This is a genomic window from Deltaproteobacteria bacterium HGW-Deltaproteobacteria-4 (assembly GCA_002841765.1).
In the GTDB taxonomy this organism is placed as follows: Bacteria; Desulfobacterota; Desulfuromonadia; order Desulfuromonadales; family UBA2197; genus UBA2197.
Genome location: PHAV01000010.1, coordinates 70,974 through 95,792, shown reverse-complemented (window position 1 = coordinate 95,792; position 24,819 = coordinate 70,974). Strand labels below are relative to the sequence as shown.

Sequence of the window (24,819 nt, the reverse complement as noted above, 5' to 3'; positions counted from 1 at the left end):
TAACAACGCTCGAGCAAAAAACATTAAGGATCCTTACATGTACACCTACCCCGACATTAAAGGACACTTCGGCCAGTTTGGCGGTCGTTATGTTGCCGAGACATTGATGCCCGCCCTCCTCGAACTCGAAGAAGCATATCGACTGGCGCAGGCGGATCCGGCCTTTCAGCAGGAGATTAACTACTATCTTCAACACTATGTCGGTCGCCCCAGTCCTTTGTACTTTGCGCGACGGTTGACCGAGCAGTTGGGTGGGGCCAAAATCTACCTCAAGCGCGAAGATCTCAACCATACCGGCGCCCACAAAATCAACAACACCGTCGGACAGGCCCTCCTCGCCAAACGGATGGGGAAGAAGAAGGTGATCGCCGAAACCGGTGCCGGCCAGCACGGCGTTGCCACGGCGACAGTCGCCGCACTCTTCGGCATGGAATGCGACGTTTTCATGGGGACCGAGGATATTCGCCGCCAGTCCCTCAACGTCTTTCGCATGAAACTTCTGGGGGCGCGGGTGCACGGTGTTACCAGCGGTACCGCCACCCTTAAAGACGCCATGAACGATGCCCTGCGTTACTGGGTCACCAACGTGCGCGACACTTTCTACGTCATCGGCACGGTCGCCGGCCCCCATCCTTATCCCGAAATGGTCCGTGATTTTCAGGCGGTGATCGGCAGCGAGACCAAGGAACAGATCCTCGCCCTGGAGGGACGTCTGCCGGATATGGCCATCGCCTGCATCGGCGGCGGCTCCAACGCCATGGGGCTCTTTTATCCCTTTGTCAATGATCGCAGCGTACAACTGGTCGGGGTCGAAGCTTCCGGCCACGGCATTGAAAGCGGCAAGCATGCCGCGAGTATCAGTGCCGGCAAAGTCGGGGTCCTGCATGGCAACAAGACATTCCTACTGCAGGATGATGACGGCCAGATTGCCCATGCCCATTCGATCTCCGCCGGCCTCGATTACCCTGGCGTCGGCCCCGAACATGCTCTCCTGCACGAAATCGGTCGCGCTCAATATGTATCCATCACTGATGACGAGGCTCTGGACGGCTTCAAGGCCTTGACCGGCTGCGAAGGGATTATCCCAGCGCTGGAAAGTGCCCACGCCATTGCCTATGTCATGAAGATCGCGCCAACTCTTGCGAAAGATGCTATTATCGTCGTCTGTCTCTCCGGCCGCGGCGACAAGGATATTCATACTGTCGCCGATGCAATGGGCGTAGAACTCTAAAAGCGAGCTCCAGCTTGCATTCAATCTTTAAATTCGCGGGCTGGAGCCCGCTTCTACAGCGCACGATGTTGTAGTTATACAAGAAAGGCTTTCATGAAATTCACCGAACTGAACCTGCCGCCCGAAGTCCTGATCGGAGTCGAAGCTGCCGGGTTTACCGAGCTCACCCCTGTCCAGGAAGAATCTATCCCCTTTGCCCTTGATGGAAAGGACGTCGCGGCCCAGGCGCAGACCGGCACCGGCAAGACTGCGGCTTTTTTAATCGCCCTCTTTACCCGTTTCCTCCGTCACCCCAAAAAGACCGGCTGCAACCCGCGCGCCCTGATCCTCGCCCCGACCCGCGAACTCGTGGTTCAAATCGTTGCTGACGCTAAAACTCTCGGTAGCGGCTGCCCATTCAAAGTGCAGGCAATCTATGGCGGCATGGATTACGATAAACAGCGCCAGGCGCTAAAGGATGGGGTTGACGTTATTGTTGCCACCCCCGGTCGTCTGATCGATTATGCCAAGCAGAAGGTCTTTTCCTTTGACAGTGTCGAGATGGTCGTCATCGATGAAGCTGACCGCATGTTCGATCTCGGGTTCATCAAGGATCTGCGTTATCTTCTCCGCAAACTTCCGACCTTGGAAAATCGCCAGACCATGCTCTTCTCCGCCACCCTCTCGCCGCGGGTTATGGAACTTGCCTGGGAATTCATGGATCTGCCGGAAAAGATCCGCATCGAGCCGGAACAGGTCACCGCCGAACGAGTCGAGCAGGTCCTGTACCACGTCAGTCGCCGCGAAAAGTTCCCCCTCCTCCTCGGCCTGATCAGCAAGGATCCGACGATCACCCGCGCCATGGTCTTCGTCAACACCAAACGGGAAGCGGAATACCTCACCGACTGTTTTTGTGCCAACAGCTACAATGCCGCCGTCATCTCCGGCGATATTCCGCAGAACAAAAGGATGCGCATCCTCAGTGAATTTAAGGACGGTAAACTCACCTTCCTGGTCGCCACCGATGTTGCTTCGCGCGGACTGCATATCGACGCCGTCACCCACGTCTTTAATTATGACCTGCCCCAGGATGCCGAGGATTACGTCCACCGCATCGGCCGTACCGCTCGTGCCGGCGCCGCCGGCATAGCGATCAGCTTTGCCGACGAAGATCTGGTCTTTCATCTCCCGGAAATTGAAGAGTATATCGGCCAGAAGATCCCCAGCTCCATACCGGAAGAGAGCGATTTCCGCTGGGATTATCACAAACCTAAGGTGCAGCGACGCAGCCCGTTGCGTCCCGGCGTTGGCGCCGGAGCCGGCAGAGACAAGGGGCGCCCGCCCCGTCCCGGCAATAACAGCAGCGCCCCGGGACGGAACCGGCCGCGGGGAAAAAAACCTTGAACCCGATAGCGGCTCTAGGATAAACTTCGCATCTTTTCGAAGGTCACTGTCACTATGAATCGTCTTAACCGTGCCTTTCAAGGCGCCAAAGAGCGCGGCACTCCAGCCCTTGTCCCTTTCATCACCGCTGGTGATCCTGATCTGGACAGGACGGAAGCCATCATTCACACCTTGACTGCCGCCGGTGCCGATGTCATCGAACTCGGGATCCCCTTTTCCGATCCGATGGCGGACGGACCGGTCATCCAAGCGGCTTCCGAACGGGCACTGCTGGCAGGAGTGACCTTGAGCCGGGTTCTGGACCTCGTGCGCAAAGTACGCGCAAGCAATGCGACCCCGATCATTCTCATGGGCTACTACAATCCGCTACTTGCCTATGGCACAAAGCGTTTTGCCGCCGATGCCGTAGCCGCCGGCGTCGATGGGCTTCTGCTTGTCGACCTCCCTCCCGAGGAAGCTCAGGAACTGCGTTGTTGCACTGACCCCCTTAATCTGCCGCTGATTACCCTGATTGCGCCGACGACGCCGCAGGAACGTCGCGACCAGCTGGCCGCAGCAGCGCAGGGTTATCTCTACTACGTCTCTATGACCGGAGTGACTGGAACAGCTCGCATCGATACATCCGCAATTCGCGGCGAGGTCGAAAATCTTCAGGCCGTGTCACCGGTACCGGTAGCGGTCGGCTTTGGTATCAGTACAGCAGAAGATGCCGCCGCCGTCGGCGCTTTTGCTGATGGAGTCGTCATCGGCAGTGCCTTGGTCAAGATTATCCACCAGCATCGGCAAAGCCCGGCCCTGCTTGACGAAGTCAAAAACTTTATAACAGCGATCCGCGCCGGACTGGATAACAGCAGAAAAACACGTTAAAGTTTCTTCGCGGGCGAGGATGTCAATCACTCCCCCTGGACAACAGCAACTGCAATATCGACCTGTGTTGGGAAACCCCGACACACCCTGGAGGCATATGGGCTGGTTCAGTAAAGAAAAGGCGCCGTTGACGCCGATTGAAGAGCGCAAGAAACAGATCCCGGAAGGGGTTTGGACCAAATGCAAAAACTGTAACGAGATCATTTACACCAAAGAGATTGAACGGAACCTCAATGTCTGTCCCAAGTGCGAGTATCATTTCCGTATCTCCGCCCGTGAACGCATTGAGCTGATCATTGATGACGGGACGTTTGTCGAAATGGATCCAACTGTCGCTTCGGTCGACGTTCTCAACTTCAAGGACAGTAAAAACTACGCAGATCGCATCAAGGCCGCCGTCGCTAAATGTGGCCCTGCCGATGCCGTGATCTGTGGTACCGGGGATATTCATGGCCTCGGCGTCGCACTTGCCGTCTTCGACTTCTCCTTTCTCGGCGGCAGCATGGGCTCGGTTGTCGGTGAAAAAATTACCCGTGCCATCGAAAAAGGGCTCGCTGAACGCCGCCCGGTCCTGATCTTCTCCGCTTCCGGCGGCGCTCGCATGCAAGAGAGTATCTTCTCTCTGATGCAGATGGCGAAGACTAGTGCCGCTCTGGCCAAACTCAAGGCCGCCGGTATCCCCTTTATCTCAATCCTCACCGATCCGACGACCGGTGGTGTCACCGCCAGCTTTGCCATGCTCGGCGATGTTAACATTGCCGAACCTCGGGCCTTGATCGGCTTTGCCGGCCCTCGCGTTATCGAACAGACGATCCGTCAGACCCTCCCGGAAGGGTTTCAGCGCTCGGAATATCTCCTAGAACACGGCATGGTCGACATGATCGTGCCGCGCGCCGAGATGAAAGATCGCCTCGCCCAAATCCTGCACATCTTTACCAAGAGCTAAGCGCGTGGATTTCCGGGAGAGCCTGGAATTCCTTTACGGCCTGCAACGCTTCGGAATCAAACTCGGCCTTGAGATTACCCGCACACTTTTAGAGCGTGCGGGGATGCCGCAGCAACACTTCCTTTGTGTCCACGTTGCCGGAACTAACGGTAAAGGATCGACCGCCGCATTCCTCGCTGCCATCCTCGAGGCAGCAGGATATCGGGTCGGTCTCTACACATCTCCCCATCTGCAATCTTTTTGCGAGCGTATCCGCATCAACGGAAAAGCAATCAGTGAAGCCGAGATAGCAGCGCTGACCAATCGGCTCCGCACCTTAAGTGCAGAGATTCCTGTTACTTTCTTTGAATTCACCACGGTCATGGCTCTTTGTGCCTTTGCAGAGCACAAAGTCGAGATCGCCATCCTTGAGACCGGGCTGGGGGGACGCCTCGATGCCACCAATGCCGTCACCGCCAACCTGAGCCTGATCACACCGATCAGCCTCGACCATCAGGAGCATCTCGGCCTGACCCTGACGGCGATTGCCGGAGAAAAAGCCGGAATCATCAAGGATGGCGTGCCGGTGATCTGCAGTGAACAGGAAGAAGAAGTTTTTGCCATCGTCCACCGGAAAGCTGCAACTTGTCACACTCCGCTGCTTTGTGCCGGACGTGACTTCTTCGTGACAGTGAATAATTCCGGAGGGTTTGACTATCAAGACAATGATGATCATCACCTACAGGCTCTGGAGTCCGGACTCCCGGGACACCACCAGCCCCACAATGCAGCCCTGGCGATTACGGCGGCATTCCGCCTGCGTCAGCAAGGGCTTAACATCGACGAGGCCGCGATTCGTCAGGGACTAAGGCAGGTTTACTGGCCAGGCCGCCTCGAATGGTGGGGGGGAAAGCGTCAGATTCTTCTGGATGGCGCTCATAATCCCGCCGGAGCAACCGTACTGACTGCCTACCTTGCGAGTTTGAACGCCCCTGCCCTGCACTGGCTGGTCGGGGTAAAGAATGACAAGAATTTCCACGAGATCCTCACCGCCATACTGCCGCTGACGACGAGACTTTATGCTGTCGCCCCTCCGGAGGTTAAAGCCACAGAGCCAGAGAAACTGGCCACAGTCGCCCGAATGTCCAACGTCCCGGCACAAGTCTTTGCCAGTGTTGCAGAGGGCTTACAGGCCGCCCGCGTCGCCTGCCAGCCGAAGGATATTATCCTCGTCGCCGGTTCACTTTTTCTGGTCGGAGCCGTGCGTGAGCTGTTGAGCAGAGAAGAGGAGAGATCTTGAAATATTGCCTGCAATTCCTCTTTCTTCTCATCCTGGTGATTTCGGAGGCACACGCTGAATCGTTGATGTCCATTCAACTCAATCAGCCGATTCGTCTTGAAGCCGATGAAATGCGCGGCAGTTACAACGATGAGCGTTTTGACGCCATCGGTGCGGCGACGTTGCGGCAGGAGAATCTCACCCTGCATGCCGACAGCATCTGGTTTGACAAACGCAAGAACGAAGCCGGTGCAAAGGGGAAGGTTACGCTGATGGAAAAGAGCGGGACCCTCGTCGGTGACGATCTTTTGTTAAACTTCACCAGCGGACAGGCCCGTCTCAGTCATGCTAAAGCCCACCTCAGCGAGGAAGGCTTTAATCTCTCCGGAGAAAGCATCGAACGCCTTGATGCCAATAACTATAGAGTGACATCCGGAAATTTTACCGCCTGCACCGCCACTCCCCCTGCCTGGAAATTTGGTGCCAGCACTGTCGACGTTGAGGTGGGGGGTTATGCTCGCGCCAGGAATATGGTCTTCTATCTTCGTGACATCCCGGTTTTTTATATCCCTTACTTCTTTTATCCTGTGAAAACCGAACGGGAGTCGGGACTGCTCATTCCCCACCTCGGTATGTCTCGCGTACGCGGATTTGAGACCTATCTGTCCTATTATCAAGTTTTGGGTCGCAATATGGATGCGACCCTCCTGCTCGACAGCTATTCACGCGCCGGCCTCGGCAAGGGACTGGAGTACCGTTATATCTTCGGGGAAGTCAACCGTGGCGAAACTTTTTTGTATCACGTGACTGGCATTGAGGGGAGAAAAGATGTTTACGCTGGACGATGGCAGCATAGCGGCGTTCTGCCGGGGGAAATTTTCCTGCGGACGAATCTGGAATATGTAAGTGATCGCAGCTATCTGCAAGATTTTGCCGTCGAGGCCAAGGATTACAATCGTGAACTGGTTGAATCCTATCTTTATCTCTCCCGCGCCTGGAACAAGACGGATCTCTCGGTGCAGGGGGAGTATATCAGCGATCTTTCAACGTCGACTGATGCTTACCCGCTGTCACGCCTGCCGGCAGTTCATCTCGCCATCCTGCCGCAACGAATTGCGACAACCCCCCTGTATTTACGTCTCGATGTTCAGGGAGTTCATCTGCAACAAGGTCAAACGACGATTGGCGAGACACTGTTACTGCGCCCTGCCGCCCGCCTGGCTCTCACCCCTGTCACTGGTATCAGCCTCGACCTTGAAGCCGGTTATCGCTCTATGCTGTCAAAAACTCCCAATGATGCAGGGGATGTCGGCTTTCACGATCTCAGCGCCAGACTCGGAACCCGTTTACAACGAACCTTCATCAGTGCAGAGGGAAATCGTAGCCTCCGCCATGACATTGAACCGGAAATCAGCTATCTTCATATTGCCAATGGAAGGCAAGCGGACTTTAGCGAATTGATCCCTGAAAATTCCTTCTTGCCGACCGATCGCGTCACACTCGCTTTGACCAACCGCCTGACGACGAGAACGAGTGACGCCGAGGGGAACTCTCTCCGGGTCGAACGCCTCTGGCTGCGTCTTTCAAGCGGCTATGCCTTAAGCGCCGATTCCACTGCCCCGGAGACCATTCTCCCGTTACGCAGTGAAGTGTCGCTGAATGTCGCAGAGTGGCTCACCTTGCGCTCTGACGCCAATTATGGTCTTGAGGCAGGAGAACACCGCTGGAACTCCGTCATGAGCGGCATACAGCTCAAAGATCGTCGGCGCGACGAACTGAGCATCGATTATTACTATCGGGACAAGGACGAGGACGGGGACGGCGCCAACTACCTGTCCGGTCGTTTAAAAATGCCTTTAACTGACCAGACCAGCTTTGCTTATGAAGCCCGCTATTCTGTTGACGGCAAAGAGTTTCTCGAACATCGCGCCAACCTCGAATATCGCGGCCAATGCTGGGGCGTCATCTTTACCTATCGCGAGCGGCCTGATGATGAGCAATTTCTCGTCAACTTCACCCTGGCCGGGCTCATGGAGCAAAGCATGCTTTAGGCGCTCCTTACTCCCAGTAGATACAAGCGGCGGGACACTGATCCATGGCAGCTTCGATCTTCGGCTCAGGGGCACCAGCGGGGTTATAAACCATCGCCTTGCCATGACTGTGGCCATTGTTGTGCTCTTCTTCCTGCATGCGAAAGACTTCTGGACAGACAAGGGTGCAGGTTTCACAACCGATACAGGCCTCTTGATCGACAACCGGAGAACGGGACATAATGATTCCTTTCGAGTGGAGGATTTCTGGGTGGCATTCTATCAGGGTTGCCACTCCTTGTCATCTGCGATAACCAGGCACAATTGTTGTCAAAGAAGGTAAATCGGCTGCTCTGATTCCCGAAAGGCACGCAATATGACCGATGATCAGCACCGCCCCATCCTGATTGCCGGTGCCAGCGGCTACGTCGGAGCCCGCCTTGTCCCCCGGCTCCTTGACGCCGGCTTTCGCGTCCGCACTTTGGCGCGAACACCTGCCAAAATTGCCAGTCAATCCTGGGGGCAACATCCCCGCCTGCAAATCGTACAAGGCGACGTCCTTGCACCGGAGTCCTTGCAGACAGCGCTGAGTGGCTGCCAGTGTGCTTTCTATCTTGTTCACTCGATGAATGCGGCGGTCAAGGATTTTGCTGCCGTGGACCGCAAAGCTGCAGAAAACTTCATAGCCGCGGCAGCGCAGAGCAAAGTTGAGAGGATCATCTATCTCACCGGTCTCGGTGAGGACACGGACCAACTCAGTGAACATCTCCGTTCCCGTGCCGAAGTTGCCCGGATCTTTCAGCAGGGCAAGGTTCCCGCCACGATCCTGCGTGCCGGCGTCATCCTTGGTTCGGGGAGTGCCTCCTTCGAAATTCTCCGCTACCTTGTCGACCGCTTGCCGGTCATGGTCACCCCTCGCTGGATCGATACACCCTGTCAACCGATCAGCATCATTAATGTCCTTCACTATCTTGTTGGCGTCTTGTCAGAAAAACGGACCACCGGTGAGGTCTACGATATCGGTCAGGAGGAGGTCATCTCCTACCGTAAACTCATGGAAGTCTACGCCGAAGAAGCACAGCTGCCGCGACGCATTGTCATCCCCGTTCCGGTCTTGACCCCACGCCTCAGTTCCTACTGGATCAATCTGGTCACGCCCCTCCCTGCCGCCCTCGCCCGCCCTCTGGTTGAAGGCCTGCGTAATCCGGTGATCTGTCACGACACCCGGATCCGGTCGATCATTCCCCAGCATCTTCTCGACTGCCGGGAAGCGATCCATCAAGCTCTCGAAGAGATTCGTATGGGACAAGTCCTCAGCTCGTGGAGAGAAAGCGGCGCCATGCCGCCGGCGGAATGGCGGGATGGGAGTGATCCGCAGTGGGCAGGGGGGACGTGCTATGTCGATGCACGCACAATTGAAGTCGAAGCCCAAAGCCTGCAACTCTGGCGGGCCATCACCTCCCTCGGCGGCAGCCAGGGTTGGTATTTTGCTAATTTTTTATGGCAGATCAGAGGATTAGCCGACCGGATTGTCGGTGGTGTCGGTCTCCAGCGCGGCCGGCGCTGCCCTCTCGACTTGCGCCTTGGTGATACCATCGACTTCTGGCGGGTCACACAACTAGAGAAAGAAAGTCGCCTTCTCCTTATCGCGGAGATGAAGGTCCCCGGCGTTGCGACCCTGGAATTCACCATTACCAAGGTCAGTGACGGCATTTTCCGGTTACAGCAGACCGCCCGTTTTCGTCCTCGGGGCTTAGCCGGCATTCTTTACTGGTACTCTGTCCTCCCTGCGCATCATATTGTCTTTAACGGCATGCTGAAAGGTATTGCCGCGGCCAGTGGCGGTCGGATTCGACAAGAACCGCAAAGAGTGTCACAAGAAAATTAAAATCGCCAATCAGCCAGTTTTTTTCTTGACTTGAATACCGCCATTTGTTAAATATCGCTTCTCAAATTTTGGGGTGTCGCCAAGCGGTAAGGCACCGGTCTCTGACACCGGTATCCTAGGTTCGAATCCTAGCTCCCCAGCCAGGATTAGAGCGACATCGTCGCATGAAAAGATAGTGGTCCCTTCGTCTAGCGGTCAGGACATCGGCCTTTCACGTCGGTAACGCGGGTTCGATTCCCGCAGGGATCACCAGTTAAACATCCGAGACGATCTGATATCGGATAAATAAAAGAAAGGGCCCCTGAGAAATCAGAGGCCCTTTCTTTTTATACGGCGGCAGGAAATTAGTCAGCGAATCAACGGCTCCCCATCATGACTTCAGGGCCTGATCTCAACGATCGTGCCATTTGGCACCAATCTGTCAATTTCTTCTATTTCTTCGTCCGTAACGGCAATGCACCCCTTCGTCCAGTCAACCCCTGTGTGAAGATCACCAACCCACGAGAATCCATTCTTAATGCCGTGGATCATAATGTCTCCACCCGGAGAAACACCAAGTTGCTTTGCTCTTTTTTTGTCTTTCTCGTTCGGATAGGAGATATGAAGAGACAGGTAATAACGGCTGTCTCTATTTCTTGAATCGATAACGTAGGTTCCCTCCGGGGTCTTGTTATCCCCTTGCCTTTCTTTTGGACCAATCGGGTTTCCCCCCAAAGCTATTTGGTAGGTCTTAAGCACCTTGCCCTTTGCGATCAACGTCAATCGTCGATCTTTTTTTTCTATCAAAATCTTGTCTGCCGGTCCATTTTTAAGGACAAAAACCTCATTTTTCAGGGTAATAATTGCATTCTCTTTGCTGTTAAGCTCTTGTTCAAGCGCTTCAAGCTTTTTTTGCAAGGCAATGAGCTCACCTCTCCTGTTTTGGACCTCTAGCCGGAGTGCCTCAATCTGTGCCTGTTGCGTAGCAATTGTCTGATCCTTGACAATGATATTATTGATATTAAATATCATCATCTCACTGTCTTTCCTGTAACCGCTTTGCGGGTGATCATTTATGAGTTGCTGAAAACATTCCAGAGATTTTTGGTAATCTTTTTGCGCATTCCCGGCATAGGCATAAATAATACCCATCTCGAAAAGAACCCTGTCTGCCACCGTGGGATACTTTTCAATAATCTGCTGATATTTAGTCAGAGAGGCCTCGTAGTCCCCCTGGCCGAAAAAAACATTCGCCTCTACAAAGGTCGACTTGGCCCGATGTCCCTCATGAAAGAGACTGCATCCGCATAGCAGCATTGGAGCCATGATAATGCAGACAAAGAAAAAGTTTAGACGCTTAACCACCCTGCGTTGCGTTTTACCCATATCCACTTCGTTTCGTTAGTATGGTTTTGACAGATTAAAGGGTTGAATGTTCCAGTCAGTTTTGCCAGGTAAAAGCATAAGAAGGTGGCAGAGTATCAAAACCCTGCCACTTTCTCTCCATAGCTCTAACGGACAAAGATTACGACTCCCTATAAAATCGACTTACTTCATCATTGATTTCTGGAAAATCTCGTCAGCCTGCTTGGCCTTTTCGTCTGCGATCCTCGCCTTTTCATCTGCGATCCTCGCCCTTTCCTCTGCCATCATTACAGCATTTTCTGCCCGGATTGCGGCAGCCTCTGCCTTTAACGTGGCCGCATCAGCTGCCGCCTTGGCAGCCTGCGCATCCTGCACTGCCTGATCAGCTTTTGCACCAGTCATCATTTGCTGCGCCTGAACTTTTTCAAGGTCGCCTGTTGTTGCGCAACCCCCAAAAGAGAGGGCAAGAACAAGCATCACTGTGAACACTAAAAGGTTTTTCATCGTTTATTACCTCCTCGAAATGGTCTTACTTCTTCAATGATTCACGGAAAATCTCGTCAGCCATCTTCTTTTTTTATTTTAAACAGCGACCTTCTCCATGCATCGCTTTTCACCTCCTCTCTTCCGGCTATCCCTTCTTGACTGGTTCAATCAATCTGCCCTCTATTTCCAAATCAATTTTCAAGCGTTTGATTGCATCTTTGGCCTCTTTGATATCGCTGTACGGACCGGCGACGACTTGGTAGCTGGAGTTCTTTGCAATCACCCGTGCCGGGATTTGTGGGCCCTGGTGGTTGATAATGGCGGTAAGCCGTACCGCATCGTTCTTGTCACGCAGGTCAGCAGCCAAAACCGACCACGCATCTTTTTTCAGTTCCGGTATTTTGGGCTTGCCATATAATACCTCTGGGTGCTTGACTTCTACCGGTTCCGCAATCCCTATTCCCATTCCTTGCCTGGTCGCAAAGATGGGGACTGGTATCCCGCGCGCCTCAGCCAATATTTTTTTAATTTTACCCCAGTCAAGCGTGCGCCCTGATTTCTTTTCGATATTCTTCAATTTTGCATAGAGCTTATCAAACTCAGCAGCGTCCAAGTCTTCTGTGGATGCATGAACTTCCATGTAAACCATGCCATTGCTTTGACCCAGGAGATAGGGTTGATTAACGATGTTGACCGCTGTTTTAACCGGAGTGTTTTCAAAAAGTCTTTTCACGTCTTCCGGATAGAGACGCATACAGCCATTTGTTGCCATAAGACCAACGCTGGCCGGTTTATTGGTGCCATGGATCAAATAACTCGGTTCACTTAAATAAAGGGCGTATTCTCCCAAGGGATTTAGAGGCCCCGGCAATACTTTGGCGGGCAGAGGATCCCCTTTTTCCCGATGATCCCTGGCAATTGAGGCAGGGACATGCCAAGTCGGTCGGCTTGCCTTGCGTTCCACATGCATGAGACCTCTGGGCGAGGGACGGTCTTCTTTGCCGACACCGACCGGGTAGGTCAACACCGTCAATGGCTCGCTATTCCCTTTGAATTGAAACAGCCGCATCGCTGCCAGGTTGATGACGATTCCATTTCTCGGAGCGTCCGGCAGGATAAAACTCAGCGGCAACATGATGCGTTCTCCGGCCTCAGGTACCCATGTATCTACCCCGGGATTCGCTGCACTGACTTCATTGAGTCCCAGGCTGAAGTGCCTTGCAATATCTGGTAGCGTATCGCTCTTTTCAAGACGGATGAATGCCAACCGGCCAATGACGTCATCTCCTTTTGCAACAGAAAACTCGTTTCGTATGACATCTTCCTCCAAATATTTTGGAGCAATCGAGTATTCGTCAGGAGCTCTTTTCATGGCAATACATCCCTGTAGAGACAGGATAAGGACAAAAAGAGTTGTAAAACGAAGCGTTTTGGATAAGGGTATCAGTTCAATGATTCGGCACATGGGTCAAATAAGATCCTTTCAATGATGTATCGTAGTATGACCGAATTTTTCGAAATTACCATAAAGGCAAAGCTATGAATTTGATGGTAAAAAAAAGCCGGGTCACCGAATATCTTCTGGATATTTCGGCGACCCGGCTATCTCTGTGAGACCCTGTAGGCTTTCCGTCCCATTCTCGCGAATGGTTTAGTATTATCGTTTAACCATTGTATTGAACTGTGAGGATAATTGACTCAACGGGGAAGCATGTCAAGAAAAACATGGTTCACTGATCGAACTCGCTCCGACAGACTAAGGAATCGCCGAAAGGATACACAGATTGTGACCAAAAATACTGATGCCATCTATGCTGCGCCTCTCGCCGAAATGATCGATTTTCAATTCGATGAACGGGTCGTTGCGGTCTTTCCCGACATGATTCAACGCTCGGTCCCCGGCTATGGGGTGATGATCTCCACCATCGGCATTCTCGCCGCGAGATATGCCCAGCCAGGCAGTCACTGTTATGACCTCGGTTGCTCATTAGGGGCGGTCAGCCTCGCCATGCGGCAAAGGATCGCTCAGCCGGAGTGTGACATAATCGCTGTCGACAACTCTCCGGCCATGATTGAGCAGGGTCGCGCGCTTCTGGCCCGCGATATGACATCGACTGTTCCGGTGACGATGATCTGTAGCGACCTCCAGGAGGTCGCCATTGCCAACGCTTCCGTCGTGGTTCTGAACTTCACCCTGCAATTCATCCCCGTTGAGGAGCGTTTAGGGCTGATCAAACGGATTTATGCGGGGTTAAAGCCGGGCGGTATCCTCATCCTCTCGGAGAAGATCGCCTTTGCCGAGCCGGAGCAGCAGCAGTTTCATGTCGTGTTACATCATGACTTTAAACGGGCTAATGGCTACAGCGATCTGGAGATCAGCCAAAAACGGACGGCGTTAGAAAATGTGCTGATTCCGGAGACCCTGGATTGTCATCAACAGCGGCTGCATGTGGCGGGCTTTAACTTTGTCGATCTCTGGTTCCAGTGCTTGAACTTTGTTTCAATGGTCGCGATCAAATGAATTTTTACGACTCCCTCTGGCCACAACTCGAAGCGCTGGGACAGCACCTCTGGTCGCAACAACTGCAAGCGACCTTGTCGGAAAGGATGATCCAGGGCAGTCACGGCAAGATGGCGGGCTGGCTCAAGGCGCTGCAGGCGTTGCCGGACATCAATCCTTCCCGGCTGGAACTGAAGGAGATGGTGGCCATCGGCGAAGCGGCAGACCTCGGAAAGTTCAGCCGGGAGGAATTGATTGCCGGGTTGCAAACCTTTCACCCCTGGCGCAAAGGCCCCTACAACATCTTCGGAGTGGAGATCGATACCGAGTGGCGTTCCGACTGGAAGTGGGAGCGCCTGCTGCCGCACATTCAACCGTTAGCGGGAAGAAGGGTGCTCGATGTCGGTTGCGGCAATGGTTATCACGGCTGGCGCATGCGCGGCGCCGGGGCTGAATTTGTCCTCGGCATCGAGCCCTTCCTCCTTTCGGTGCTGCAATTTCAGGTGATGCAGCGTTATCTCCGCGACCCACAGCATCATGTTATCCCGATCGGCATCGAGGATGTGCCGGCCAATCTTGCCTGCTTTGACAGCGTCTTTTCTATGGGTGTCCTTTATCATCGACGTTCCCCTCTCGACCATCTCCTCGAACTGAAGGGCTGTTTGCGATCCGGGGGAGAGTTAATTCTGGAAACGCTGATTGTCGCCGGGGATCAGGAGACCATCTTCATGCCGTCCGGGCGTTACGCCAAGATGCGCAATGTCTGGTTCCTCCCCTCGATTGCAGCGATGACCTTATGGCTGCAGCGCTGTGGTTTCACAAAGATTGCTTGCGTAGACACCAACCGCACCAGTCGGGAGGAGCAGCGCTCGACGGCGTGGATGCACTTTGAATCATTGGCGGATTTTCTGGATCAGGACGATCCGGAAAAGACCTTTGAAGGGCACCCTGCACCGCTTAGGGCGATCTTTACGGCGACGAAGCCCTTTTAATGGTGGGAAAGTAGCTGAGATCCGGGGATCGCTCCACAGCACTCCGTAACACCTCCCGCAGATGTTCAAATCTATACGGCTTGTTGATCAATCCGGCGATCTCCTCAGATGGAATTTTAGAAGAAATATCACCTTCACCAAAACCGCTGGAGATAATGATCGGCAGCTGCGGGTTGAGCTGTTTCAGTTTATGGAACAGTTCATAACCGTTCATAACCGGCATCCCCATATCGGTCACGACCAGGGTAATGTCAGCGGCGTTCTGCTGATACAGCTCCAGCGCTTCCTTACCGTTTGCGGCGTCAAGAACGGTGAAGCCGAGCTCCTGTAAGAGAATGATTGCAATGGTTTTGACCTGCTCTTCATCCTCTGCCAGCAGGATGGTGCCGCTCCCCTGCCACTCTGCTGAAGCTGTGATCGGTTGCGCTTCCTCTGTTTCTGAAATGCCGGGCTGGACTGGCAGGTAGACTCGGAAGGTTGTGCCATGTCCTAACCGGCTTTCCATCTGCCATGCCCCGTTATGGGCCTTGATGATGCCAAGGACTGCCGAGAGCCCCAGGCCACGACCGGTGAATTTGGTGGTGTAGAACGGCTCGAAGATTTTGCATCTGGTGTCTTCATCCATGCCGCAGCCGTTATCTTTGACTTCAAAGCAGATATAACGTCCCGGCGGTATGATCATGCCGAGATAATCCTTCTCTGGTCGCTCCGCCTTGATCTCTGCCCTTGCCAGCTTGACATCGATCTCCCCCTCTGCATCGCCGATAGCTTCGGCGGCATTGATGATCAGATTCATGACCACCTGCCTGAGTTGACTGGCATCGCCCATAATGAAAAGGATATCAGAGCTGAGATCAGGTTTGATGACGACGTTATGTGGGATAGTCGTTTTCAGCATGGAAGCCATCTCATCTACCAATGTCCGAACATTGACCTGACTCTCGCTGAGTGTGGCTTTACCGGCGTAGGCCAGCATCTGACGGCATAATGCCGCGGCCCGTTCGGCGGCTTTTTCTATTTTGGGGATATTTTTTTCTGCGGATTTAAAATCCATTTTTGTCATGCCGCAATATCCGACAATAATTGTCAGAATATTGTTGAAGTCATGAGCAATGCCACCGGCCAGGACGCCGAGGCTTTCCAATCTCTGGGTCTGCTGGAATTGCTGTTCGATGAGGTGCTTTTCTTCATAGGCCTGCCTCCGTTCCAACTCCCCCGCCGCCCGGACAGACACCAGCTTCAGCACGTTTTCTGCAAAATGAGAGTCGAGCAGCTCTTTTCGCCCGATAACGGCGATCAGGCCGATCGGCTTCATATCGAAACTCCAGAGCGTGGTGCCGACATAACTCTCAGCTTGCAGCTCTTGCAAAGCTGCATCATGTGGGAACAGGCTGCAAACTTCCCGGGGGAATACACAGATCTCTTTACCCGCCACGTCGCCGCAGGGGGTATCCTTCAGGGTATACTCGACATTGTCCTCGAATCGGCCATCATTGTAGATTGCGAGAGTGCGGGCTGAGAGACAATCTCCATGAAGAGTGTCAATACAGACGTAGTCCATGCCGAGGGTGTTGGCAAGATAGCGGGCCAGAGTTTCAAAAAAATCCTCGCCCGGGCTGATCGAGTTGATTTGCAGCAGATACGACTGAACTTCATCGATCTGTTTTTGCTCGGTGATGTCCTGCGCCATACCCCGCAGGCCGATTGTCACGCCATTTTCATCAACTACTTGCATGCCGCGTACCCACATCCATCCGGAACTGCCATCAAGCCGAAGTGTTTTCAACTCAAGGTCATAGGGGATTCCGGTGCTTCGGGTATTTTGTATGGCTGCTGACAACCTTTCCCAACTTTCAGGAGTAAACAGTTTCTGGTGTTCGGTGTAAGGTGGTGGTGGAAGTGTCGGGTCAAAGCCATACATACTGTAGAGTTCTTCGGACCAGACAACCTGATTGCTGGCAATATTTAGCCGCCAACTTCCCACATGAGCAATACGCTGCGATTCTCTCAGGTCGACTGTGTTTGCTATCAGTTCCTCTTCGGCCTGCTTCTGTCCGGTGATATCCTGGATCGTGCCGAATATTTTGGCAATCTTTCCGCTGTCATACTCAGCTTCACCCTGGACACGAACCCACAGTAGGTTGCCCATGGTAGTGTTGATTTGCAACTCCAGATCAAATGGTGTGCCGGACTCAATGGCAGCCTGCATAACATCCTGAATAAGCGGTCTGGTTTCCGGAGTATAAAAGCTGATTGCTTCTTCAACCGTAACTTTGGCGTCAAGAGTGACTTCATGTATAAGATAAGTCTGCTCTGACCAGAATAATTCCATTGACGAAATGGTAAGCTCCCAGCCTCCTATTTGTGCTATCTCTTCAGTTTTTCTAAAGAGGTGTATATATCGGCGCAACTGTTCTTCTGTTGTTTTACTTTCAGTAATATCCCTTGCTGACGACAAAGTGCCGGTCACGACCCCCTGTTCATCAACAAGCACCTTGCACCACCAGGCCAGCAGTCGAACCGTGCCGTCTTTGCGGCGCTGCAGATTTTCTATATAAATTACTTCTTCCAATCTGTCGAATAAAGGCTGAACAACTTCGTAGGTGTTCTGCTCACCCGCAAAATAAAAGGAGGCTTCCTTGCCGACAACGTCATCACCAAAGAACTCAAGTCCCGCAGGGTTGGCCCAGGTGTAAACCTTGCTGGTGTCAACTTCCATAATGATATCGGGAACCGCTGCCAGGATTGCATTCTGGCGTTCGGATACGATTTGATATCTCTTCGAGGACTCAATAATAGAGCGGGTCTTGCTGCTCACTTGTTTCTTCAGCATTAAAATAAAAGCAAAGGCACAAAGCGCCAGTATGGTCATCGCGGCAACGGCTGTCATCAGCCAGTCGGGAATGACGTGTATGACGTTGTCGCTGCCATGCGACCATTTTTGACGGGCCTTGTTATAGGGCGAATCTTTTTGATGTCTCCAGTTGTGCAGGTAGTTATCCAGCATGACCAGAAGATCACCGTTTTTCTCCTTGGCAACCGCGAAGTAAATATCAAAGGGATTGAATGCGACCCCTGTAGAGCGAAGACCGAACTCCTTTTGCTTGGCAACACCGAAGGTGCTGCTGACAACTCCGGCATCAACTTTTTCTGTCGCAACCGCATTGAACACTTCTTCAAATCCTGGCATCTCGATGAATTCACAGGTTATATCGAACTTTTCAACCAGTTTGATAAAGTCCAGGGCGTTGAAATCATTTTTCATCACCGCGATTTTTTTACCTTGTACTGCGCGGATCCCGTCAATGTCGGATGAAATCGGCACATATAACTCACCCCACACGGTCAGGAGCGGTGTTTTACCATAATCCAGAAATTCAGCCCGCGTCGGTGTCACGGCAGCACTGGTCAGCACATCGACTTCACCGGATTTAATCCGCTCCAGTCCTTCACTCCAGGAGCCATACACATACTCGAAGCGGATATTTTCTCTTTGTGCAATATCAGCCAGGGCATCAACATAAAAGCCTTTGACAGCACCATCGGTGTCTTTGAAAATTGCGGGATAATAATTGAACGCTCCAACCCTTACAACACGTGGGTCAGCCGCATACAAGGTGAGACAACTCATGAGGACGAGCAACAGGCAGAGAGTCGATATGATATATTTTCTCATGTGGTATCTCCAAAATCAGGGGCACGACAACCATTATATCTACGGTTTATCCAGAACTTCCCGCACCTTGGCTGCCATATCCGGCAGCGAGAACGGTTTCTGGATGAAATGCACGCCATCGTCGAGCACACCATGAGTGGCAATGACATCGGCTGTATACCCCGACATGAACAGGCGTTTCATATGGGGATACATTGACAGAAGGTTTTTAGCCAGATCCCGACCGTTCATCTCCGGCATGATCACGTCAGTCATGAGCAGCTGGATCTCACCGACGTGCTCACGGGCCAGACGAATCGCCTCGCCGGGGGTATCTGCCTTCAACACGGTATAGCCCTGCATTTCAAGCATCTCGGAGGCAATATCAAGGATGGCCGGTTCGTCTTCCACCAAAAGGATGGTTTCCTGACCGCGCGGAACGGCAGTGTCCGCATCCGGGGTGCGGCGTGCCGTGCCCAAGTTCGCTTCCCGGGGCAGATAGATCGAGAAGGTCGTTCCCTGACCCGGTTCGCTGTAGATGTTGATGAAGCCGTTGTTCTGTTTGACGGCGCCATAGACCGTGGCCAACCCGAGCCCGGTCCCCTTGCCCAACTCTTTGGTGGTGTAAAACGGCTCAAAGATATGGGCCTGTGTCTCCTTGTCCATGCCGCTGCCGGAATCGCTCACCGTCAGACAGACATATTCTCCGGGCACTGCCTCCAAATTGACGGCACAGTAATCCCTGTCGATGGTGCTGTTTGCCGTCTCGATGGTGATCCGGCCGTTTCCTGCAATGGCGTCCCGGGCGTTGACACAAAGGTTGGCCAGAATCTGGTCTATCTGGGACGGATCTATCCGGACCTGCCCGAGATCGGGTGCTGGCTGCCAGCTAAGGTTAATATCCTCGCCGATCAGCCGCTGCAGCATCTTGAGCATCTCTGACACGGTAGCGTTCAGATTCAGAACTTTGGGAGTAACCGTCTGTTTGCGGGCAAAGGCGAGCAGCTGCCGGGTCAGATCGGCGGAGCGCTGTGCCGTGCTGATTATCTCTTTGAGGTCGGCACCGACCGGGTGGTTCGGATCCAGGCGCATCAGCCCCAGCTGGGCATGACCGAGAATGACCGTCAGCATGTTATTGAAATCGTGAGCCACGCCACCGGCCAGGCGACCGACTGACTCCATCTTCTGGGCCTGCTGGAGCTGGGCTTGGAGTTTGATTTCTTCTTCTTCGGCTCGCTTGCGCTCGGTGATGTTTTGCACGAAAGACACAAACTGCCCGCCGTCAGCCGGCCGGTACTGAACACTGACTTCGACATCATAAACGGTACCATCCTTGCGGCGATGCCGGGACTCGAAACGATCCTCCCCCTGTTCCATAACCTTCTTGATACGGGCAGAGGTCTCACTGGCTGTCTCAAAAGACTCGACATCGGAAACAGACATTGAGAGCAGCTCCTGCATACTGTAACCGCTCATCCGGCAATAGGTTTCGTTTACTTCAACAAAACGCCCCTGTGCGTCTATCAGCCAGATGCCGTCCATGGCGGTCTGAAGGATGGAGCGATGGCGTTCTTCACTTTGCCGCAGCTCAGCCGTCCGCTCCTCCACCCGCTGTTCCAGCTCTTTGGCCTGCTCCTCAATCAGACGAAAGGCCAGGGCGTTTTTAAGGGCCAGCGCAATCGGCGCGGCAAGGAGGTTGATGAGATGGCTGGTCCCGGCCATCCGTTCTGCCCCCGGCAGGTCAAAGAGCAGCAGCAGGGCGACGAACTCACCACCGGCGCGCAGCGGATAGCGCGCCAGGGAATGGATACCGGCTCTCAGCAGTAGCGAGCGCAGCGGATGCCCGACAGAAAGCTCTTCCGGTAAAAACGGGAGCTCCCCCGGCGTTATCTCAGGACAGAAAAGATTGAGTTCTGCGGCAGAAAAGAGTGTACTCCGCCGTTCCGGGCTGGCATACAGCAGTTCACCCGGTTGAGGTCCGGGGCGATGGGCCAGCACCATGATGGTTCGGGCCCCGGTCAACTCGCGCAGATGCTCGGTCAGCGCTTCTCCCAGTTTGCGCGGTGATGTGGAAGCCAGCAGCTCCGAGATGACCTCGATGGCCATCAGTTGGACAGCGGGTTGGTTGGTGATGATGCTCATGTTTGATCCTCCGCCCCGGCCTGCGCTGCCAGCAGCGCTGCCAGCATGCAGTCCAATGTTACTTTTTCGATCCGCCAGGGGAGCCCGCTGTACTCCGAAAATGCTGCCAGCTGCTCATCAGGCACCGGTGCCAGGCCGCTGTCCAGATAGACCAGTACGCCACGGTTTTCTCCCATCAGGCCACGTGCCACCTCTTCGTTCAGCCCCAGTTCGCTCTTCATGATATGCTCCCAGCGCTTTGCCCATTCCGGCAGCACCAGAAAAGCTTCCTCACGCATCAACTGGCGATAACGCTCACGCCCCAACAGCAGCTGGGCGCAGTTGATAATGGAGACGCGGCCGACATGAAAGCGGCGCACCAGATCGAGCATGTGAGCCGAACAGTCGCCATAGACCAGCACCAGAATGCCGGGCTGACCGGACCTTTCTTCCAGCACTGCAGCCAGCTTTGTCTCAAGCAGCGGCGGATCCATATGCAGCATGGAGTCGAGGAACAGCAGTTCTCCCTCGATCAGCCCGAGGCGCTGTAACTCCTCCATCTCGGCGCGGACGACACCGCAACTGAGCCAGACGGTGTGCGGCGTCATATTTTACGACCGTAGGCCGCAGCGGCGGCCTGCATCGCGCGCAGGTTTTCGGGCGGCGTCGCTTGCGGCATGTCGGAGCCGGCATTGGCCAGAATGTAGTGCCCTGATGGCGCTGCTGCCTGCAAACAGGCCATGCTCATGTCGTAGACCTGTTCGGCAGACGCAGCAGGCATGCTCAGGTTATCGAGATTGCCGATAATGTTCAGGTCGGGACCAAGCAAACGCCTGGCTTCGCCCAGATCGTCCTTTGATCCGGCAATGACTCCGACCAGGCCATCAGTGCCGGGGAGAAGATCCAGAATATGATTCATACAGCCGCCGGTGCTGCTGATAACTTTGGGACCATGGATCCTGGTAAAAACAGACTGAAGGTGCGGCAGGAACTGTTCGGCAAACATTGCGCGCGGGGCGACTGCCGAGGTTGCCATTCCTTCGGTAAAGGCCAGGCAGTCTGCACCCGCATCCAGTAAAGCATTGGCCCATGAAATAAAAAACGGTGCGGTATAGTCGAGCAGTTGCTGGGCCAGTTCCGGATCAAACAGCACCGCTTCCATCCACTGTTCGATACCGACCAGCAGCGACGGCAAGATACAGGGGCCGGGGAGCACACTGATGATCGGCACCTGCTCCTTGTAAAGTCCGGCCAGCTGGCGGTTCATCTCCAGGACCACCGGCAGGCGAGCGGTTCGGGAAAGATCGGGGAGCGGTAGCAGCAGGGCATCGGCGGCCTTACGGACCGCCGGTCTCTTCATGTTTGGCACCTGATCGTTCGACCAGGCCACCTCGCCGCCGAACGCCTCGGCAATGACGCTGTAATCGAAGGCTGTCATCACCAGATCAAAACCGAATTCCTGTTGCAGCGCCTTTTGTCCTGTGACATAGGCAGAGGCGTCGCTGAACAGGGTGCGCAGGTCAACGCCGGTCAACTTGCCCCCATACGCGCCGAGCACCGCAAAGACCGGGAGCTTATCCACCGGCTGCCCCATCAAGGTGCCCATGACCCGCTGATAGGAATTCATGGCGTCACCTCTCCGCGCACTTCTGCCTGCAGCCGCATGAACAGCTCATCGGCTTCGATAGCGTTGTTAGCAGTGCCGTCGCCACCAATCTCCTCCACCAGCTCCGGTCGCCAGTTGAATACCGCCCCCCCGACCGCCAGCTTGATCCGGTTGGCAAGACCCCTTTCATCAATCAACTGCCGTAGCTTGCGGATGTTCAATGCGGTAGTCTGCATCATGGCCGAGGCGCCGATCACGCAGGCGTTTACTTCAAGAGCCTTGGCAAGCAGCTCCTCAGCAGTGACATCATTGCCGAGATCGTGCACCTCCCAACCGGCGGCGGCCAGAAACAGCCCCACTGTCTTACGGCCAAGGCTGTGAAAATCATCCTCAATATTGCCGATCACGACAGCGCCTTTGCTGTGGGAATTATCCGCCTTGTTCGGAATACAGCGGAGCAGCGTGTCTTCGGCGATTTTTGAGGCGACAAAGTTCTGTGCCAGCGACATCGTTTCATCCTCCCACAGTCGTCCCAGGCGGACGATTGCCGGATCAAGGATGTCGGCAATCACCTGCCGGGGTTCGATTCCATCAGAAAGCGCCTGTTCAACCAGTGCCGCTGCGGCGGAACGGTCGGCATTAATCATGGTGGTCAGCAGTTGATTACTGAGATCTTGCGGGTTCATGAGATGCCTCCTGGTTATGCAGGTGCTGATTTTAAAAAAACCGGCGCGCAGAATAATCCGCAACGCCGGTTTGTGTGATACTCATGCTGACAAGGGGCCTGCAAGGGAGCGAAGTTGGGTCTGCATGTAAAAATTCGAGAAAATCATTATCATTTTCAGACTCCTTTTCAAACAGAGTTTTCAACTTGAAAGTATAGAGATATTTGAGTAAATTACAATTATTAACTCAGGGATACCTGTTGATCTTAAAACAACGCCAAATATTTTAATGATGTGGCGTTCCCTCTTCAAATATATAAATAATCAGTCAGTACCCCACGAGAGATCTTTATCAAAATAAAGTAGTTTAATATCTTCTGCATATTTTATTGTTGACAAAACAACTTTGTCTTCTGTATTTTAAATCTACATACGGCTTTTACTGCCGACTAAACACGTCTTTATTCAGAGTGGTTGAGGGACAGGCCCTGCGACACCACAGCAACCGATCCGTTTTGTACGGATGCCAGGTGCTAATTCCTGCTCCGGTCTTTCCGGGGAAAAATGAGGACGGTGTTTCGCAAGACCGTGCTTTCTATTCTCTGCGCCGTTTTACGAAGCCCCTTCTCATCCGATATTTGAGAAGGGGCTTTTTTATGTCCCCTCGCCAGGACTACCTCAGAGGAGAAGACCTATGTCCGGAGCACAAAGCCTTGAAAGCCGCATTGTCCACCTGGGTGTCGGCCGTGATGAAACAAACGGCGCCATCAGCTTCCCGATCTATCCGAGCGCCACCTACCGCCACCCCGGCGTCGGCGAAAGTACCGGCTTTGATTATACCCGCTCCGGCAATCCGACCCGGCAGATCCTTGAAGAAGGGCTCGCTACCCTCGAAGGAGGATGCCGCGGCCTCGCCTTTGCTTCCGGCATGGCGGCGTTGACCACCCTCTTCCTCCACTTCTCCAGCAGCGATCACGTCATCGTTTCCGAAGATCTCTACGGTGGCACCTACCGCCTTTTAGAGCAGATTTTCGCTAAACTGGGGATCTCTGCCAGTTACGTTGACACCAATGACCATGCTGCTGTTACCGCCGCCATCACCCCGCAGAGTCGCGCCCTCCTTCTTGAAACGCCGGGAAATCCACTCCTCGGAGTCAGCGATATTATCGCTCTTGCCGCCATCTGCCGACAACACAGCCTCCTTTTTTGTGTCGACAACACCTTTCTCACTCCGATCCTGCAGCGCCCCCTCGACCTTGGCGCCGACGTGGTGATACACTCCGGCACCAAGTATCTCGGCGGTCACAATGATCTCTGTTCCGGTGTCCTCGTCGCCAAAGATGTCGCTCTCGGTGAACGTCTCTACTTCCTGCAAAATGCCACAGGTGGCGTGCTGCCACCGCAGGATTGCTGGCTGCTGATCCGTAGCTTGAAGACCTTGACCCTGCGCATGGAGCGGCATTGCCAGAATGCTTTGCAGATTGCCCGTTGGCTGCAACGTCAGCCGCAAGTGACGGCTGTTTACTATCCGGGACTGGAAGATCACCCCGGCCATGCACTCAGCAAACAGCAATGCAGCGGCTTCGGCGGCATGCTCTCTTTTCGTGTTAGCAGCCCAGAACTCGCCCGCCAGGTATTGAAGAAGATCGAGCTGATCTCCTTTGCCGAAAGCCTTGGCGGCGTTGAATCGCTTCTCACATTACCGGCGATCCAGACGCATGGGGATATCCCGGAAGCGGAACGGGAGCGGCGCGGTATTTGTGCTTCCCTGCTGCGTTTTTCGGTGGGGATTGAGAATGTTGACGATCTGATTGCTGATCTTGAACAGGCTTTGAACTGAAATTCTG

The 24,819-nt window shown here is 53.9% G+C and carries 19 protein-coding genes, 2 tRNA genes and 2 riboswitches; of the genes, 12 read left to right on the top strand and 9 right to left on the bottom strand.

Translation table 11 applies throughout. From position 1 onward, the window contains the following. The first annotated feature begins 37 nt into the window (after positions 1-37). The 6 genes from trpB to CVU69_08565 all read left to right on the top strand — a co-directional run bounded on the left by trpB (position 38) and on the right by CVU69_08565 (position 7,736). On the top strand, positions 38-1,231 hold the full coding sequence (trpB, locus tag CVU69_08590; GenBank protein PKN12238.1) for a tryptophan synthase subunit beta: 1,194 nt from the start codon (positions 38-40) through the stop codon (positions 1,229-1,231). A 93-nt stretch (positions 1,232-1,324) separates the two neighbouring features. Continuing rightward, complete coding sequence (locus CVU69_08585; GenBank protein PKN12237.1) at positions 1,325-2,614, top strand: RNA helicase; 1,290 nt, start codon at positions 1,325-1,327, stop codon at positions 2,612-2,614. A 54-nt stretch (positions 2,615-2,668) separates the two neighbouring features. Next, on the top strand, positions 2,669-3,481 hold the full coding sequence (locus CVU69_08580) for a tryptophan synthase subunit alpha (GenBank protein ID PKN12236.1): 813 nt from the start codon (positions 2,669-2,671) through the stop codon (positions 3,479-3,481). A gap of 97 nt (positions 3,482-3,578) precedes the next feature. Beyond that, a complete protein-coding gene (locus CVU69_08575) occupies positions 3,579-4,427 on the top strand; it encodes an acetyl-CoA carboxylase carboxyl transferase subunit beta (protein ID PKN12235.1) in 849 nt (282 codons plus the stop codon). A gap of 4 nt (positions 4,428-4,431) precedes the next feature. Further along, positions 4,432-5,706, top strand: coding sequence for a bifunctional folylpolyglutamate synthase/dihydrofolate synthase (locus CVU69_08570; GenBank protein ID PKN12234.1), 1,275 nt, complete (start codon positions 4,432-4,434; stop codon positions 5,704-5,706). Then, entirely contained in the window at positions 5,703-7,736 is a 2,034-nt protein-coding gene (locus CVU69_08565; GenBank protein ID PKN12233.1) for a hypothetical protein, read from the top strand. Before CVU69_08570 ends, CVU69_08565 begins: the two co-directional genes overlap by 4 nt. Positions 7,737-7,743: 7 nt before the next feature. Here CVU69_08565 and CVU69_08560 read toward each other — a convergent pair whose 3' ends face one another. Next, positions 7,744-7,956, bottom strand: coding sequence for a ferredoxin (locus tag CVU69_08560; GenBank protein PKN12232.1), 213 nt, complete (start codon positions 7,954-7,956; stop codon positions 7,744-7,746). Between the two features lie 135 nt (positions 7,957-8,091). Between CVU69_08560 and CVU69_08555 the strand changes: the two genes are divergently transcribed. From CVU69_08555 to CVU69_08545, 3 genes are all read left to right on the top strand, one after another. Then, positions 8,092-9,603, top strand: coding sequence for a DUF2867 domain-containing protein (locus tag CVU69_08555; protein PKN12231.1), 1,512 nt, complete (start codon positions 8,092-8,094; stop codon positions 9,601-9,603). Positions 9,604-9,672: 69 nt separating this feature from the next. Then, a tRNA-Gln gene (locus tag CVU69_08550) sits at positions 9,673-9,746 on the top strand. A 34-nt stretch (positions 9,747-9,780) separates the two neighbouring features. Continuing rightward, positions 9,781-9,855 (top strand) — tRNA-Glu (locus CVU69_08545). Positions 9,856-9,981: 126 nt separating this feature from the next. Here CVU69_08545 and CVU69_08540 read toward each other — a convergent pair. The 3 genes from CVU69_08540 to CVU69_08530 form a co-directional block, all read right to left on the bottom strand. Continuing rightward, positions 9,982-10,968, bottom strand: a complete 987-nt coding sequence (locus CVU69_08540) for a peptidase (protein ID PKN12230.1) — start codon at positions 10,966-10,968, stop codon at positions 9,982-9,984. A gap of 162 nt (positions 10,969-11,130) precedes the next feature. Continuing rightward, positions 11,131-11,451, bottom strand: coding sequence for a hypothetical protein (locus CVU69_08535; GenBank protein PKN12229.1), 321 nt, complete (start codon positions 11,449-11,451; stop codon positions 11,131-11,133). A gap of 127 nt (positions 11,452-11,578) precedes the next feature. After that, on the bottom strand, positions 11,579-12,898 hold the full coding sequence (locus CVU69_08530) for a peptidase (protein PKN12228.1): 1,320 nt from the start codon (positions 12,896-12,898) through the stop codon (positions 11,579-11,581). Positions 12,899-13,022: 124 nt separating this feature from the next. Beyond that, positions 13,023-13,099: riboswitch (cyclic di-GMP riboswitch) on the bottom strand. Between the two features lie 120 nt (positions 13,100-13,219). On the opposite strand from CVU69_08530, the gene CVU69_08525 reads away from it, so the two are divergent. Both CVU69_08525 and cmoB read left to right on the top strand, forming a co-directional pair. Next, a complete protein-coding gene (locus tag CVU69_08525; protein ID PKN12227.1) occupies positions 13,220-13,954 on the top strand; it encodes a carboxy-S-adenosyl-L-methionine synthase CmoA in 735 nt (244 codons plus the stop codon). After that, positions 13,951-14,925 carry a tRNA 5-methoxyuridine(34)/uridine 5-oxyacetic acid(34) synthase CmoB gene (cmoB, locus tag CVU69_08520; protein PKN12226.1) on the top strand — a complete coding sequence of 325 codons (975 nt, stop codon included), beginning with the start codon at positions 13,951-13,953 and terminating at the stop codon, positions 14,923-14,925. Before CVU69_08525 ends, cmoB begins: the two co-directional genes overlap by 4 nt. Here the strand turns inward: cmoB and CVU69_08515 are convergent. From CVU69_08515 to CVU69_08495, 5 genes are read right to left on the bottom strand one after another with little or no spacing between them, the layout of a single operon-like run. After that, the gene (locus CVU69_08515; protein ID PKN12225.1) at positions 14,903-18,601 is read right to left on the bottom strand and encodes a hypothetical protein; all 3,699 of its coding nucleotides are present in this window, start codon (positions 18,599-18,601) and stop codon (positions 14,903-14,905) included. The genes cmoB and CVU69_08515 overlap by 23 nt on opposite strands. A gap of 39 nt (positions 18,602-18,640) precedes the next feature. Next, entirely contained in the window at positions 18,641-20,722 is a 2,082-nt protein-coding gene (locus CVU69_08510) for a hybrid sensor histidine kinase/response regulator (GenBank protein PKN12224.1), read from the bottom strand. Then, complete coding sequence (locus CVU69_08505) at positions 20,719-21,309, bottom strand: hypothetical protein (GenBank protein PKN12223.1); 591 nt, start codon at positions 21,307-21,309, stop codon at positions 20,719-20,721. The genes CVU69_08510 and CVU69_08505 overlap by 4 nt, the downstream gene beginning before the upstream one ends. Beyond that, on the bottom strand, positions 21,306-22,328 hold the full coding sequence (locus CVU69_08500; GenBank protein ID PKN12222.1) for a hypothetical protein: 1,023 nt from the start codon (positions 22,326-22,328) through the stop codon (positions 21,306-21,308). The genes CVU69_08505 and CVU69_08500 overlap by 4 nt, the downstream gene beginning before the upstream one ends. Beyond that, complete coding sequence (locus tag CVU69_08495) at positions 22,325-22,993, bottom strand: corrinoid-binding protein (protein PKN12221.1); 669 nt, start codon at positions 22,991-22,993, stop codon at positions 22,325-22,327. Before CVU69_08495 ends, CVU69_08500 begins: the two co-directional genes overlap by 4 nt. Positions 22,994-23,430: 437 nt before the next feature. Then, a riboswitch (SAM riboswitch) is annotated at positions 23,431-23,543 on the top strand. Between the two features lie 123 nt (positions 23,544-23,666). Between CVU69_08495 and CVU69_08490 the strand changes: the two genes are divergently transcribed. Further along, the gene (locus CVU69_08490; GenBank protein PKN12220.1) at positions 23,667-24,812 is read left to right on the top strand and encodes a cystathionine gamma-synthase; all 1,146 of its coding nucleotides are present in this window, start codon (positions 23,667-23,669) and stop codon (positions 24,810-24,812) included. Positions 24,813-24,819: the final 7 nt, after the last annotated feature.

What these genes read in the sequence shown, in the direction of transcription:
- trpB (PKN12238.1), top strand. Translation starts at nt 38, where the DNA reads ATGTACACCTACCCCGACATTAAAGGACACTTCGGCCAGTTTGGCGGT.
- CVU69_08585 (PKN12237.1), top strand. Translation starts at nt 1,325, where the DNA reads ATGAAATTCACCGAACTGAACCTGCCGCCCGAAGTCCTGATCGGAGTC.
- CVU69_08580 (PKN12236.1), top strand. Translation starts at nt 2,669, where the DNA reads ATGAATCGTCTTAACCGTGCCTTTCAAGGCGCCAAAGAGCGCGGCACT.
- CVU69_08575 (PKN12235.1), top strand. Translation starts at nt 3,579, where the DNA reads ATGGGCTGGTTCAGTAAAGAAAAGGCGCCGTTGACGCCGATTGAAGAG.
- CVU69_08560 (PKN12232.1), bottom strand. Translation starts at nt 7,956, where the DNA reads ATGTCCCGTTCTCCGGTTGTCGATCAAGAGGCCTGTATCGGTTGTGAA.
- CVU69_08555 (PKN12231.1), top strand. Translation starts at nt 8,092, where the DNA reads ATGACCGATGATCAGCACCGCCCCATCCTGATTGCCGGTGCCAGCGGC.
- CVU69_08540 (PKN12230.1), bottom strand. Translation starts at nt 10,968, where the DNA reads ATGGGTAAAACGCAACGCAGGGTGGTTAAGCGTCTAAACTTTTTCTTT.
- CVU69_08535 (PKN12229.1), bottom strand. Translation starts at nt 11,451, where the DNA reads ATGAAAAACCTTTTAGTGTTCACAGTGATGCTTGTTCTTGCCCTCTCT.
- CVU69_08530 (PKN12228.1), bottom strand. Translation starts at nt 12,898, where the DNA reads ATGTGCCGAATCATTGAACTGATACCCTTATCCAAAACGCTTCGTTTT.
- cmoB (PKN12226.1), top strand. Translation starts at nt 13,951, where the DNA reads ATGAATTTTTACGACTCCCTCTGGCCACAACTCGAAGCGCTGGGACAG.
- CVU69_08515 (PKN12225.1), bottom strand. Translation starts at nt 18,601, where the DNA reads ATGAGAAAATATATCATATCGACTCTCTGCCTGTTGCTCGTCCTCATG.
- CVU69_08510 (PKN12224.1), bottom strand. Translation starts at nt 20,722, where the DNA reads ATGAGCATCATCACCAACCAACCCGCTGTCCAACTGATGGCCATCGAG.
- CVU69_08505 (PKN12223.1), bottom strand. Translation starts at nt 21,309, where the DNA reads ATGACGCCGCACACCGTCTGGCTCAGTTGCGGTGTCGTCCGCGCCGAG.
- CVU69_08500 (PKN12222.1), bottom strand. Translation starts at nt 22,328, where the DNA reads ATGAATTCCTATCAGCGGGTCATGGGCACCTTGATGGGGCAGCCGGTG.
- CVU69_08495 (PKN12221.1), bottom strand. Translation starts at nt 22,993, where the DNA reads ATGAACCCGCAAGATCTCAGTAATCAACTGCTGACCACCATGATTAAT.
- CVU69_08490 (PKN12220.1), top strand. Translation starts at nt 23,667, where the DNA reads ATGTCCGGAGCACAAAGCCTTGAAAGCCGCATTGTCCACCTGGGTGTC.